This window comes from Kutzneria sp. NPDC052558 (assembly GCF_044547355.1).
Classification (GTDB): Bacteria; Actinomycetota; Actinomycetes; order Mycobacteriales; family Pseudonocardiaceae; genus Kutzneria.
The window spans coordinates 476137-489403 of sequence record NZ_JBIUAG010000003.1; the positions used below are offsets into that span (position 1 = coordinate 476137).

At 70.4% G+C, this 13267-nt stretch carries 14 protein-coding genes; 8 read left to right on the forward strand and 6 right to left on the reverse strand.

Features of this window, described 5'->3' with window-relative positions; all coding sequences use genetic code 11:
• Window positions 1-92 precede the first annotated feature (92 nt).
• The 4 genes from ACIG5F_RS08790 to ACIG5F_RS08805 all read left to right on the forward strand — a co-directional run bounded on the left by ACIG5F_RS08790 (window position 93) and on the right by ACIG5F_RS08805 (window position 4535).
• Window positions 93-467 carry a MarR family winged helix-turn-helix transcriptional regulator gene (locus ACIG5F_RS08790; protein WP_396516840.1) on the forward strand — a complete coding sequence of 125 codons (375 nt, stop codon included), beginning with the start codon at window positions 93-95 and terminating at the stop codon, window positions 465-467.
• A 258-nt stretch (window positions 468-725) separates the two neighbouring features.
• Window positions 726-3272, forward strand: a complete 2547-nt coding sequence (locus tag ACIG5F_RS08795) for an ATP-dependent Clp protease ATP-binding subunit (RefSeq protein ID WP_396516841.1) — start codon at window positions 726-728, stop codon at window positions 3270-3272.
• A gap of 71 nt (window positions 3273-3343) precedes the next feature.
• A complete protein-coding gene (locus tag ACIG5F_RS08800; RefSeq protein ID WP_396516842.1) occupies window positions 3344-4366 on the forward strand; it encodes an endonuclease/exonuclease/phosphatase family protein in 1023 nt (340 codons plus the stop codon).
• A 34-nt stretch (window positions 4367-4400) separates the two neighbouring features.
• Entirely contained in the window at window positions 4401-4535 is a 135-nt protein-coding gene (locus tag ACIG5F_RS08805; protein WP_396516843.1) for a hypothetical protein, read from the forward strand.
• Here ACIG5F_RS08805 and ACIG5F_RS08810 read toward each other — a convergent pair.
• Window positions 4525-5934, reverse strand: a complete 1410-nt coding sequence (locus ACIG5F_RS08810) for a M1 family metallopeptidase (protein ID WP_396516844.1) — start codon at window positions 5932-5934, stop codon at window positions 4525-4527. The two genes, ACIG5F_RS08805 and ACIG5F_RS08810, sit on opposite strands and share 11 nt — an antisense overlap.
• A 33-nt stretch (window positions 5935-5967) precedes the next feature.
• Here ACIG5F_RS08810 and ACIG5F_RS08815 point away from each other — a divergent pair, with 33 nt between their 5' ends.
• Complete coding sequence (locus ACIG5F_RS08815; RefSeq protein WP_396516845.1) at window positions 5968-6726, forward strand: alpha/beta fold hydrolase; 759 nt, start codon at window positions 5968-5970, stop codon at window positions 6724-6726.
• A gap of 127 nt (window positions 6727-6853) precedes the next feature.
• On the opposite strand, the gene ACIG5F_RS08820 is transcribed toward ACIG5F_RS08815, so the two are convergent.
• The 5 genes from ACIG5F_RS08820 to ACIG5F_RS08840 all read right to left on the reverse strand — a co-directional run bounded on the left by ACIG5F_RS08820 (window position 6854) and on the right by ACIG5F_RS08840 (window position 9758).
• A complete protein-coding gene (locus ACIG5F_RS08820; protein WP_396516846.1) occupies window positions 6854-7360 on the reverse strand; it encodes a helix-turn-helix domain-containing protein in 507 nt (168 codons plus the stop codon).
• Between the two features lie 32 nt (window positions 7361-7392).
• A complete protein-coding gene (locus ACIG5F_RS08825; RefSeq protein WP_396516847.1) occupies window positions 7393-7920 on the reverse strand; it encodes a 2'-5' RNA ligase family protein in 528 nt (175 codons plus the stop codon).
• 18 nt (window positions 7921-7938) lie between these two features.
• Entirely contained in the window at window positions 7939-8196 is a 258-nt protein-coding gene (locus tag ACIG5F_RS08830) for a Prokaryotic metallothionein (protein WP_184862903.1), read from the reverse strand.
• Between the two features lie 173 nt (window positions 8197-8369).
• On the reverse strand, window positions 8370-9242 hold the full coding sequence (locus ACIG5F_RS08835) for an A/G-specific adenine glycosylase (protein ID WP_396516849.1): 873 nt from the start codon (window positions 9240-9242) through the stop codon (window positions 8370-8372).
• Window positions 9243-9251: 9 nt separating this feature from the next.
• Complete coding sequence (locus ACIG5F_RS08840) at window positions 9252-9758, reverse strand: beta-class carbonic anhydrase (protein ID WP_396516850.1); 507 nt, start codon at window positions 9756-9758, stop codon at window positions 9252-9254.
• A 135-nt stretch (window positions 9759-9893) separates the two neighbouring features.
• Between ACIG5F_RS08840 and ACIG5F_RS08845 the strand changes: the two genes are divergently transcribed.
• The 3 genes from ACIG5F_RS08845 to ACIG5F_RS08855 all read left to right on the forward strand — a co-directional run bounded on the left by ACIG5F_RS08845 (window position 9894) and on the right by ACIG5F_RS08855 (window position 13255).
• A complete protein-coding gene (locus ACIG5F_RS08845) occupies window positions 9894-10607 on the forward strand; it encodes a hypothetical protein (protein WP_396516851.1) in 714 nt (237 codons plus the stop codon).
• A gap of 99 nt (window positions 10608-10706) precedes the next feature.
• Complete coding sequence (locus ACIG5F_RS08850) at window positions 10707-11435, forward strand: hypothetical protein (protein WP_396516852.1); 729 nt, start codon at window positions 10707-10709, stop codon at window positions 11433-11435.
• A gap of 140 nt (window positions 11436-11575) precedes the next feature.
• A complete protein-coding gene (locus tag ACIG5F_RS08855; RefSeq protein ID WP_396516853.1) occupies window positions 11576-13255 on the forward strand; it encodes a hypothetical protein in 1680 nt (559 codons plus the stop codon).
• Window positions 13256-13267: the final 12 nt, after the last annotated feature.

Below are 13267 nucleotides of genomic sequence, written 5' to 3' on the forward strand. Positions count from 1 at the left end.
GTCACGGTTGGCAAGACTACATGCAGCTGCATCTAATGCAAGGGGATTTAATGCGCTGGAATCTTATGACGGCGGGGACTATGATGCGGGGCGTGACCGAGAACGAGCTCGTGAGCGCCTGGCGTGACCTGCTGGGGCGGTACCACTCCACGTGGTGCACGCTGGACCGGGAGCTGCGCGAGGGGCATGGCCTGGGGGCCAGCGAGTTCGAGGTGCTCGACCAGCTGTCGGACAACTGCTGCGACAAGCCGGCGCTGCGCATGCAGGAGCTCGGCAAGAGCGTCCAGCTCAGTCAGAGCGCCCTGTCCCGGGTAGTGGCGCGGCTGGAGGCCGACGGGCTGGTGGCCCGCTCGCTGTGCTCCGACGACCGGCGCGGGATCTTCGTGGAGCTGACCGAGCAGGGGCGTGCCCGGCACAAGGCCGCCGCCCCGACCCACCGCTCGGTGCTCTCGGCCAACCTGGCCTGAGGTCCGAATTTCACCCTTTTGGTGACCCCGCTCACAGTGAATGTCAGCTGATGGTGGCTTGTTCGCGGTAAGCGGACAGTGGGAATCTGCCTGTCAGAACCCACGTTGTGCCATGCGTCAGGGCGCTCGCGGGGTCTGCGGCTGCGAGCGGCACTGAGAGCGACGGGTCCGCCTACTACAGTGGACCCCAGGTGCTGACCCCACCGGCGAGGTCATGGGTGGGTGGAGGACCGCCGACGCAGCTGTCAGGGAGTGCATATGTTCGAGAGGTTCACCGACCGCGCGAGGCGGGTGGTCGTCCTGGCTCAAGAAGAGGCCAGGATGCTCAACCACAACTACATCGGCACCGAGCACATCCTCCTGGGTCTGATCCACGAGGGTGAGGGTGTCGCCGCCAAGGCGCTGGAGTCGCTGGGCATCGCCCTCGAGGGCGTTCGCCAGCAGGTGGAAGAGATCATCGGTCAGGGTCAGCAGGCGCCGAGCGGGCACATCCCGTTCACGCCCCGGGCCAAGAAGGTGCTTGAGCTGTCGCTGCGCGAGGCGCTGCAGCTCGGCCACAACTACATCGGCACCGAGCACATCCTGCTCGGGCTGATCCGCGAGGGCGAGGGCGTGGCCGCCCAGGTCCTGGTCAAGCTGGGCGCGGACCTCAACCGCGTCCGCCAGCAGGTGCTTCAGCTGCTGTCCGGCTACCAGGGCAAGGAGCCGGCCGAGGCCGGCGGCCGCGGCGAGGGCACTCCGTCCTCCTCGCTCGTGCTGGACCAGTTCGGCCGCAATCTCACCGCCCTGGCCCGCGAGGGCAAGGTGGACCCGGTCATCGGCCGGGCCAAGGAGATCGAGCGGGTCATGCAGGTGCTCTCGCGCCGCACCAAGAACAACCCGGTGCTCATCGGCGAGCCCGGCGTCGGCAAGACCGCCGTGGTGGAGGGCCTGGCCCAGATGATCGTCAAGGGCGAGGTGCCCGAGACGCTCAAGGACAAGCAGCTCTACACCCTGGACCTGGGCTCGCTGGTCGCCGGTTCCCGCTACCGCGGTGACTTCGAGGAGCGCCTGAAGAAGGTGCTCAAGGAGATCCGCACCCGCGGCGACATCATCCTGTTCATCGACGAGATCCACACCCTGGTCGGCGCGGGCGCCGCCGAGGGCGCGATCGACGCCGCCAGCATCCTCAAGCCGATGCTGGCCCGCGGCGAGCTCCAGACCATCGGCGCGACCACGCTCGACGAGTACCGCAAGTACGTCGAGAAGGACCCCGCCCTGGAGCGCCGGTTCCAGCCGATCCAGGTCGGCGAGCCGACGCTGGAGCAGACCATCGAGATCCTCAAGGGTCTGCGCGACCGGTACGAGGCGCACCACCGTGTCTCGATCACCGACTCGGCGCTGGTGGCCGCGGCCACGCTGGCCGACCGGTACATCAACGACCGGTTCCTGCCGGACAAGGCGATCGACCTGATCGACGAGGCCGGCGCCCGGATGCGCATCCGCCGCATGACCGCGCCGCCGGACCTGCGCGAGTTCGACGAGAAGATCGCCGACGTGCGCCGGGACAAGGAGTCCGCGATCGACGCGCAGGACTTCGAGCGCGCCGCGAAGCTGCGGGACCAGGAGAAGCAGCTGCTCGCGCAGAAGGCCGAGCGCGAGAAGCAGTGGAAGGACGGCGACCTCGACGTCGTCGCCGAGGTCGACGACGAGCAGATCGCGGAGGTGCTGGCCAACTGGACCGGCATCCCCGTCTTCAAGCTCACCGAGGAGGAGACCACCCGTCTGCTCCGCATGGAGGACGAGGTCCACAAGCGGATCATCGGCCAGGAGGAGGCCGTCAAGGCCGTCTCCAAGGCGATCCGCCGCACCCGTGCCGGCCTGAAGGACCCCAAGCGCCCCTCCGGCTCGTTCATCTTCGCCGGCCCGTCCGGCGTCGGTAAGACCGAGCTGTCCAAGGCGCTGGCCAACTTCCTGTTCGGCGACGACGACGCGCTCATCCAGATCGACATGGGCGAGTTCCACGACCGGTACACCGCGTCGCGTCTGTTCGGCGCGCCTCCCGGCTACGTGGGCTACGAGGAGGGCGGCCAGCTCACCGAGAAGGTGCGCCGCAAGCCGTTCTCGGTGGTCCTGTTCGACGAGATCGAGAAGGCACACCAGGAGGTCTACAACACCCTCCTGCAGGTGCTGGAGGACGGCCGCCTGACCGACGGCCAGGGCCGCACGGTGGACTTCAAGAACACCGTGATCATCTTCACCTCCAACCTGGGCACGCAGGACATCTCCAAGGCCGTCGGCCTTGGCTTCTCCGGCGGCGGTGTCGAGGGCTCGAACTACGAGCGGATGAAGATCAAGGTCAACGACGAGCTGAAGAAGCATTTCCGCCCGGAGTTCCTCAACCGCATCGACGACATCATCGTGTTCCACCAGCTGACCCAGGAAGAGATCATCAAGATGGTCGACCTGATGGTCACGCGGGTCGAGGCCCAGCTGAAGAACAAGGACATGTCGCTCGAGCTCACGCCGCTGGCCAAGCAGCTGCTGGCCAAGCGGGGCTTCGACCCGGTGCTGGGCGCCCGGCCGCTGCGCCGGACCATCCAGCGCGAGATCGAGGACCAGCTGTCGGAGAAGATCCTGTTCGGGGAGCTCCAGCCCGGCCAGATCGTGCTCTGCGACGTGGAGGGCTGGAGCGGCGAGGGCTCCGACGACAAGGCGCACTTCGTGTTCCGCGGCGAGACCCGTCCGCTGCGGATCCCGGACGCGCCGCCGGTGGGCCTGGCCGCCCACGGCAGCGACGCCGTGCAGGAGTTCGACGGCGAGTGAGCTGATGCTCTGATCAGGGGCGGTTTCCCGGTTCGCCGGGGAACCGCCCTTTGTCGTGTTCAATGGGACATGTGGCCAGCAACGTGCGTGCCCGCGCGACCCGCCGGGCCCCCGTCTACCTCGACGAGGGTCGGCGCAAGGTCGGCGGCCCGCTGCTGACCTTCCTGCTCTCGCTGCTGACCGCGGCCGTGATCGCCATGGTGGCGTTGCGGCTGCTCGGCATCGACGGCGACCACGTGATGGTCGTGCTGCTGGCCGGCACCCCGTACGCCGCCGGCGGCGGGGCGCTGCTCGTGCTGTTCGCCATGCTGGTGCGTCGCTGGGCCGTCGCCGTGGTGGCGCTGGCCTTCACCGCGTGCCTGTTCGCCGCCGTCATGCCGCGGGCCTTCACCGCGCCGCGGCCGCTCGGCATCGGGCCGGCCGTCCGGGTGCTCAGCCTCGACCTCGCCCAGGGACGCGCCGACGCTGCCACCGTCGTCTCCCTGATCCGGTCCCAGCACGTCGACGTCGTCGCCTTCCAGGAGCTCACCCCGCAGTCGGCCGCCGCGCTCGCCGCCGCCGGCCTCGCATCCGAGCTGCCCGACCAGCTCTTCCAGCCCGGCGACGGGCCGACCGGCTCCGGCATCGCCTCCCGCTATCCGCTGCAACCCGTGCAGATCGAGACGCCCACGACGTTTCCTCAGGTCACCGCCCAGGTGACATTGCCGCAGAACCGGGCGATCCAGGTCCAGTCCGTGCACGTCCGGCCGCCGACCGACGACAACACCACCGACACCTGGAAGCGGGAGCTCGACGCTTTACCCGACCCCGTCGACGGCACGCCGCCGATGGTGCTGGCCGGCGACTTCAACGCCACCGTCGACCACGCCGGCCTGCGCGCCGAGATGGTCAGCGGCTTCGTCGACGCCGCCTCCCAGGCCGGCGACGGCCTGCTGCCCACCTGGCCCACCGACGGCCGGCTGCCGCCGCTGCTGCCCATCGACCACGTGCTGGTCGACAAACGCTGCCCCGTCGACACCTTCGCCACCTTCGACGTGCCCGGCACCGACCACAAGGCGGTGCTGACCCAGTTCGTGGCCACGGTGAGCGGCTGACACTCTCCCATGAGGGGGAGGCACTCTGTCTTATTTGTGCTGCTCGGCCGCGGACGGCTCGTGGCAGCGCCAGAGCCTGGGCTGCGACGACATCCCCAACGCCGTCACCACGCTGGCCGACGGGCGGGTGATCGTCGCCGGCCTCAAGGACGTGTGGGTCAGGGCTTGAGGTTGCCCGGCCACAGGTACTGGTCCGCGGGCTGGGTGGCGCCGCGGAACCAGGCGTCGAAGAAGCCCTTCAGGTCCCGGCCGCTGATCTGCTCCGCGTACGCCTCGAACTGCGGCCAGGCGGCGTTGCCGTCGCGGTGCAGGGCTGGCCAGGTCTTGAGGATCTGGAAGAAGGCGGTGTCGCCGATGGTGCGGCGCAGGGCGTGCAAAGCCAGGGGGCCCTTGGTGTAGACGGCCTTGAACTCGTTGCCCTCGCCCATGTCGTAGAGCTTGGCCCCGAACACCTGCGGGCCTTTCTTGACCCACTGGCGGTACTGGTCGTCCAGGTTCGCGCCCTCCTTGGCCTCCGACCACAGCCATTGGGCGTAGCTGGCGAAGCACTCGTTGAGGCAGATGTCCTTCCACTGCCGCACCGAGACCGAGTCGCCCCACCACTGGTGGGCGTTCTCGTGCACGATCGTCGACAGGTCGGTCCACTGGGCGTAGATCGGCCGGGTCTGCGTCTCCAGCGAGAAGTTGATCTTGTCGGCCAGGAAGACGCCGCCGGCCGCGTCCTGCGGGTACTTGCCGAACTTCGACGACAGGAAGTCCAGGATCTCCGGCAGCCGGTCCTCCAGGGCCTTCTTGTCCTCGGCGCCCGGGGCGAACGCCGACACCAGCGGCGTGCCGTCGGCCAGCTTGCCGGTGGTCATCGTCCAGTGGTCGATGCCGACCGTGGTCAGGTACGAGGCGATCGGGTCGGGCTCGTCCCAGCGGTAGGTCGTCCAGCCGTCCTTGGACTCGTTGCGGCCCTGGACCCCGTTGGAGATCACGCTCCAGCCGTCCGGCACCTTGGCCGCCAGGTGGAAGGCCGCCTTGTCGGTCGGCGTGTCGTTGACCGGGTACCAGGTCGACGCCGAGTGCGGCTCGCCGGCCACGAACGCGCCGCCGCTGCTGGAGATCTGCCAGCCCTCCGCGCCCAGCTTGGTCTGCTTGAACGGGGTCGGCACGCCGTCGTACTGCACCTCGGTGGTGAAGGTGCTGCCGTTGGCCACCGCGTCCGCCGGGGTGATCACCAGCTTGCCGCCCTCGCGGGTGGTGTCCGCCGCCTGGCCGTCCACCGTCACCGTGCGCACGTCCAGGCCGTCCAGGTCGAGGCTGAACTCGCTGAGGTCCTGCGATGCTTTCGCGGTGATCGTCGTGTCGCCGTCCAGGTGGTGCGTCTTCGGGTCGTAGGTGATCGCCACGACGTAGTTGGACGCGTTGTAGCCCCCGTTCCCGCTGGTCGGGTAATACGGATCGCCCGCGGTGCGCGCGCCCGCCGTGCCGTGGACCTCCTCCTCCGCCGACTTCGTCGCCGGGGTGCAGGCCACGCACAACGCCACGACCGCGAGCAGCGCCGCCACCTTCCCAACCCGCATGCCGATGTGTGTACCAGGTGGTATGAGTGCTCCGTGTTCGATGTCGTCGAGTTCGGCGGCTCCGGCCCCGGCATTGTGTTGCTGCACGGGCTGATGGGCCGGGCCACCACCTGGTGGCCGGTCGCCCAGTGGCTGACTCGCTACGGTCGGGTCGTCGGTCTCGATGCGCGGGGACACGGTCGTAATACGCATCGCGGCGGCGATTGGCGCACCGAGGACTTCGCCGCCGACGCCGCCTCGGCCATCCGCCGCCTCGACCTGGGGCCCTCAGTCGTCATCGGCCACTCCATGGGTGGTCTGCACGCCCTCGTCCTCGCCGCCTCCGAGCCCTCCCTCGTCCGCGGCCTCGTCGTCGAGGACTTCGCCCCCGACCAGCGTGGCCGCACCGTCGACCCGTGGCGGGCCGAGTTCTCCCGCTGGCCCGTGCCCTTCCAGTCCCTGGCCCACGTCCGCTCCTTCTTCGGCCCCGTCGGTGACTACTTCGCCGAGTGCGTCGAGGAACGTTGCGACGGCTACCACCTCATCGCCGACCTCGACGACCTCTACCGCATCGCCGCCGAATGGGGCGTCCGCGACTACTGGCCCTTCGTCGACCGCCTCCAGTCGCCCCTGCTCGTCATCGAGGCCGAGCACACCTTCATGCCCCCCGGCCAGCAGGCGGCCATGGCCGCCCGCGCCGCCGACGGCCGCCACATCCTCGTCGAAGGCGCCGGCCACCTCGTCCAACTCAGCGCCCCCGCCGTCTACCGCGGCGCCGTGGAAGCCTTCCTGTCCGGCCTGCTCGACGGCTGACTCAGCCCTCCGAGTTCAACTCCTCGGCCCACTCCGCGAAAGGCACGCAGAGCAGCGACCTTCGTGGGATCGACGGGAATGTTCTTGTCGGCGATGCGCGACCTCGACCTGGAAGGCGGTGAGTGGATCATGCGCTTTCTTGGAGGACCTCGATGACTTCGTCCCACGCGGCGCGGATGTCGCGCGGAAGCACCAGTTCTGACCAGAGGTCGAGGAGTAACGCCCCGTCAACGTAGGTCAGGATGTCCGCCGGCTTGCCTTCGCGCAGCACTATCTCGTAGAGGTGCACGCGCTCCGCTCGGTCACGTAGATCGAACTTCATGCCGGGCGTCGACCAGTTCACATGCAATGGCGGCGTCAGTGTCGCCAACGCCCGACGCAGCGGAAGGCGCGGCAGGTGGTCAGGCACCCAGAACGGCCGACCTCGACTGGTGAGCAACTGGGTGAAGGTGATCTCAGCGGCGATCGTGAGGCGGTGGCCTGTTTCCGCGAGCAGCCGCTCCGTCGTCGCCAGCGACGGGGACTTCCGGCCGTTCTCGTACGCGGACAAGGTCGGCTGGGACGTGTGCGCGCGTAGCGCCAGTTCTTCCTGACTGATGCCAGCTGCCGTTCGCGCTTCCGCGATCAGGCTCATCGCACACCCGCTTCCATATCCAATCGGATATGTCACCTCACGAACAGCACGTCGACCTCGCCGGTGACGGTGTCGGTGATGCCGACCTCGTCGACCTTGGCGCGGATGGGCTCGGCGGGGTGCAGGGCGGCGATGCCGGCGGCGAGGGTGGGGGTGTCGATCTCCTGGGCCAGGGCGCAGTGGGGGACCCAGGAGCCGGGCAGGTAGTAGGCGGACGGGTTGCGGACCTTCTTGGCCAGGACGTCGTGCACGGCGGAGTGGACGGCCAGCAGCTCGGTGTCGACGACGGCGGTGAGCACGAGGTTGGTGTCGGTGGTGGGGAAGGTGCCCAGGGTGTAGAGCCAGATGCTGGGCAGGGCCAGCAGGCGGAGCTCGGCGGCCAGCTCGGCGCGGGTGGGGCGGGTGAAGGCGCTGCCGAGGGCGAAGGTGACGTGGGGCCGGTGCCGGCGGTGGCTGCGGCTGGCCAGGCTCGGCACGCCGGCCCGTTCCAGCCGCTGCCACAGCGCCCGCACCGCGGTGTCGGCCTCACCGTCGAAGAAGAACTCCAGGGCCTGTGCCATGGAGCCATCCAACACCGGTCAGGAGGGGCGGACTCCGACGGCGTCGCGGATCTGGTTGCCGAGCTCGGCCACGGTCCGCGCGCAGTGGGCGCAGCAGTAGAACCGGCCCTCGACCTCGACTCCGTGGCCGACGATGCGGCAGTTGCACCGCTCGCAGCGCGGCGCGAGCTTCTCCATCGCGCACTCGAAGGAGTCGAACCAGTGGCTCTCGCCGGTCACGGTCCGGATCTCGAACGCCATCCAGTAGTCGTTGCCGCAGACATCGCAGGTCGCCATGCCGACAGGGTGCGGGGTCCCCGGAAAGCCGGCAACCGGAACATCCCTCCAACTGTCCAGCCCCCACCACTCCCGGGGTGGCCGCCCCGTCGCCAGCCTACCTGCCCCGATGGCTAGTGGATCTTGCAAAGGGGTTGCCTGTGGACAAGTCGGGGGCTGTGGACAACCGGGAGTCAGTGCTCACCTGGCAGGGCGAACAGACCGGAGTCGGTCTGTTCGACGAGGCCGTCGACGAGCAGGGAGTCGAGGCAGCGGTCCCGTTGCCCGGCTTCGGACCACGCGGCGTCGAGCTGGGCGCGGGTGACGGGGCCGGGAGCGCCGCGCAGGACGTCGAGCAGGCGGCCGCGGACCTGGCGGTCGGTGCCGGCGAACTTCTGCACGGCCTTGACGGGACCGTTGTAGGCGGGGCGGCCGGCGAGCTGCCAGGCGCAGGTGTCGAAGACGGGGCAGTCGGCGCAGCGGGGGGTGCGAGCGGTGCAGACGAGGGCGCCGAGTTCCATGAGGGCGGCGGAGTAGCGGGCGGCGACGGAGTCGACGACGGGCAGGAGAGCGGCGACGTCGGCCATGTCGCGGGTGGTGGACGGCGGCCCGGCGTCCCCGGCGCCGTGGATGGCCCGGGCGACGACCCGGCGGACGTTGGTGTCGACGACGGGACACCGCTGCCCGTAGGCGAAGGCGGCGACGGCGCGAGCGGTGTACGCGCCGATGCCGGGCAGCGCCAGCAGGGTGTCCACGTCGTCGGGCACGACGTCGTCATGCTTGAGGGCGATGGCGGCGGCGGCCTCGTGCAGGCGCAGGGCCCGGCGCGGATAGCCGAGCTTGCCCCACGCCCGAACGACCTCGCCCTGGCTGGCGGCGGCCAGCGCCGAGGGCACCGGCCAGCGCGCCATCCACTCGTGCCAGATCGGCTCGACCCGGGCGACGGGGGTCTGCTGCAGCATGATCTCGCTGACCAGCACGCCCCACGCGGTGCAGTCGGGGCGCCGCCAGGGCAGATCCCGCGCGGTGTCGTCGAACCAGCTCAGCAGGGTGTCGGAGGCAAGCATCGCCTCCGATTATCCCTGGCCGGGTGACAACACCTCGTGCAGGGCACCGTTGTGCACGTCGTAGACGAAGCCGCGGACGTTGTCCGTGTACGGCAGGAACACGCTGTGCCGCAGCCGCGCCAGCGAGGTCCGGACGCTGTCCTTGACCTCCTTGAACGCCTCGACGGCCCAGGTCGGCCGCAGGCCGGTGTCGGACTCCAGCTCGTCCTTGAACTCGTCCTCGGTGGTCATCGACAGACCGCACGAGGTGTGCTGCACCAGCAGGATCTCCCTGGTGCCGAGCTTGCGCTGGCTCAGCGCCAGCGAGCGGATCACGTCGTCGGTCACCACGCCGCCGGCGTTGCGCAGCACGTGCGCCTCGCCCTGCTGCAGGCCGAACAGCTCGAACACCCGGATCCGGGCGTCCATGCACGTCAGCACGGCGATGTGCAACGAAGGGCTGGCCGAGGACCGGTCCCCGCGGGTCCGGTCGACCAGTGCGGCATTGCGTTCGAGCAACTCGTCGATGGCGGTCATGTCGCACCTCCTGCCTAGATCTCTATGGCACCTGGTCGGGCGATCTCTGACAAGGGCAATTGAGCAAAGACACAACCGGATTGAGTGATCCCCTGAATCCCTGGCCGTCGGCGACCACGGCGTTACCGTCGGTGCATGATCGAGCCCCAGGGACCGCTCGACCCGTCGGTGTACTGGCGCCGCCGGGCGTTCGCGCTCGGCGGCTCGATCCTGGTGGTCGTGCTGCTGGCAGTGATCATCACGGCCTGGCTCGGCCACGGCTCGTCGGCCGACCCGCAGGGCGTGGCCAACCGGCAGAACGTGGCTCCCACCTCCAGCAAGCGCCTCACCTCCTCGCCCCCGACCAGCGGCACGATCACGGCGGCCGGCGGCTCCTCGTCCTCGTCGGCCTCGCCCGCGCCGGCCCCCACGACCACCAGCACCACGACCGGGCCGCCGCCTCCGCCGCCCCCGCCCGGGCCGTGCCCGGACACCGCGATCACGGTCGAGGCCCGCATCGCGCAGCCCAGCTACCGGGTCGGCCAGTCGCCGCTGCTCACCCTGGTGGTGACCAACTCGGGGCCGGTGGCGTGCAAGCGGGAGGTCACCCGCCAGCTGCGAGAGCTGCTCGTGTTCACCGCGGACGGCAGCACCCGGCTGTGGTCGAGCTCCGACTGCTACTACCAGCAGCCGGCCGACACCCGGCTGCTCCAGCCCGGCGAGCAGGCCACGTTCAGCATCGCCTGGGCCGGCCGCACCTCGTCGCCCAACTGCGCGCCGAGCGGGGCCCCGCTGCCGGCCGGCGACTACGTGGTGGTCGGAAAGCTGGGAAGCCTCACCAGTCACCCCACGCCGTTCAAGCTCACCTGATTAACCCGAAGGTGTAACGGTCGGGGGTGCAATTCCCCAACTCGAATCCAGTACGGTGTGGATCCACGAGCAGTCGTTCGAGAGGATCCGTTTCCGGTCATGGACGAGCAGACAGTCGCGGAGGTCGACCGTTTTCGGTCGGCGCTGTTGCGCGTCCTCGTTCTGATCGGCGGCGTCCTGGCCGGCACCGCGCTGGCCTGGCTGCTCTCCTCGGCGACGGCGTCGGCGGCCGAGGAGAACCCGGTCACCGACCTGATCTCCACCGCCGGTTCGGTGGTGGACGGCTCCGTCGCCCACACCGTGCACCTCGGCCAGGACGCGACGCGGGCGCTGCCGGCGGCCGCGCCCGCGGTCCCGGCGTTGCAGGTTCCGGTGCCGCACCTGGTCGCCCCGGTGATCCTGGTCGAGCAGAAGCTCGACGACATCACGGCGTCGCAGCCGGCCGATGAGCCCGGGGACACCGCCGTGACCAGGAATTTCACTCCCGCTGACGAGGCGTTGCCCGTCCAGCGGGTCGTGTCGTCCCCGGCCGTGAGCCGGGTGGATCACGTGGTCGAGCCGGCCGCCGCGGCCGGTCCGCAGGCCGTCGCCATGAGCGCGCCGGCCGTCCCGCTGCCCCAGGACAGCCCGTCCAAGTCCGAGGCGCTGCCGTTCGGCGCGCTGCCCGGCAACGCCTGCGGCCACGACGGTCCGTCCGGCGGCGCCGGCATGTGCCTCGGCGACGGTGTGGTCGTCACGCCCGTGGACAACTCGGTCCAGCCCACGCGCGCGGTCTCGCGCTGCGTTCCGATGGCCGCGCGTCGTCAGCCCGGCATCACCCCCGACTGATTCGCCGCCTCTCGGCGTTCGGTCCGCAGTCCACTTTCCTGTTTTCCCCTTTCCCGGGTGATCCCTGCCCCGAATCGTCTTTCGAGGGATCGCCCGTTTAACTCCCGCGACCCGGGAATTCACCAAGGAGAATATTTCTCATGCGTACCTGGATGCGGCGCGGAATTCCGGCCGCCCTGCTCGCCGGCGGTGTGCTGGCGATGAGCGCCGGCAACGCCGCCGCCGTGCCCGCCCCGATCGGCGACCCGACCGGCCTCGCGGACACCGCGCTGCGCCTGACCGACATCGTCGGCCACAAGGGCCTGCCGCCGCTGCCGGACGCCAGCCAGATCCAGCTGCCGACCGCGCCCATCGGCCAGTCGCAGCGCGACCTGGAGCCGGGCCTGGCCGGCGGTGGCCTGTCGCTGAGCAACGTGCAGCTCAACGGCCAGGACCTGCCCAAGCCGCAGCTGCCGGGCCTGCCCGCGCTGCCGGCGCTGCCCGGTCTCGGCGGTGGCGAGCGGTCGCTCGACCCCACCCACATCGCCATCTCGGACCTGCCGCAGCTCCAGCAGCTGCCGAAGCTGCCGTCGGTGGGCTCCGGACTGCCGGTGACCGTGCTGCCGACCATGAGCACCTCGCGGGCGCTGCCGAACCTCACCTACAGCGGTGTGGTGCCGACCGCCGGCCTGCACGACCTGACCACGGTGCCGGACCTGAGCAGCCTGCCGCTGATCGGCGGGGCCACCGGCGAGCGTGATCTGCCGGGTCTGAGCCTGCTGGGTTCGCTGCCGGGTCTGGGTGGTCAGCAGCGTGATCTGCCGGGTCTGAGCCTGCTCGGTTCGCTCCCCGGTCTCGGTGGTCAGCGTGCGCTCCCGGCGGTGCCGGGTCTGGAGGTGGTGCAGGGTTTGCTCGCCACCACCCCGTTGACTGCGCTGCTGGCCAGCACGCCGCTGGGTTCGGTCGCGGGTCGCGACCTGCCGGCGATCCCGGCGCTGCCGCTGCACCTCCCGGCGCTGCCGCTGCACCTCCCGGCGCTGCCGGGTGCCTCGTCCGAGCGTGATCTGCCGGGCCTGAGCCTGCTGGGCTCGCTGCCCGGTCTCGGTGGTCAGCGTGCGCTCCCGGCGGTGCCGGGTCTGGAGGTGGTGCAGGGTTTGCTCGCCAGCACCCCGTTGACTGCGCTGCTGGCCAGCACGCCGCTGGGTTCGGTTGCGGGTCGTGATCTGCCGGCGATCCCGGCGCTGCCGCTGCACCTCCCGGCGCTGCCGGGTCTGGGTGGTCAGCAGCGTGACCTGCCGGGCCTGAGCCTGCTGGGCGCCCTGCCGGGCCTGGGTTCGCTGCCGGGCCTGGGTGCGCTGGACGAGCCGGCCGACGCGCAGACCATCGGCGACGACACCGACGCCCGTTCGCTGCCGGGCATCCCGGCCCTGCCGAAGCTGCCGGGCCTGGGTGGCCTGCCGGTCGGCGCCCGTTCGCTGCCGATCCCGGCCCTGCCGGCCCTGCCGCTGCCGGGCCTGAACGCCCTGCCGCTGGGCGTGCCGGCCGACGCCGACGCCACTGACGCCGACGCCACCACCGACTCGGACCTCACCCCGGACACCGACGCCCGCGAGCTGCCGGTCGTCGACTCCGTGCTGCCGAAGCTGCCCCTGGCCGTGCCGGCCGTTCCCGGCGCCTCGCTGTCCGGCTTCCACGGCATCCCGGCCCTCGGCCCGTCGTTCACCACGACCCTGCCGGCCAACGACTCGGCCCGCTCCATCGTGCCGGGCGTGCCCAGCACCTCGGGTCTGCTGGGCGGCCTGCTCGGCCACGCCCCGCGCCTCCCGGTCACCGGCGTCTGAGCCGTAAGCCAC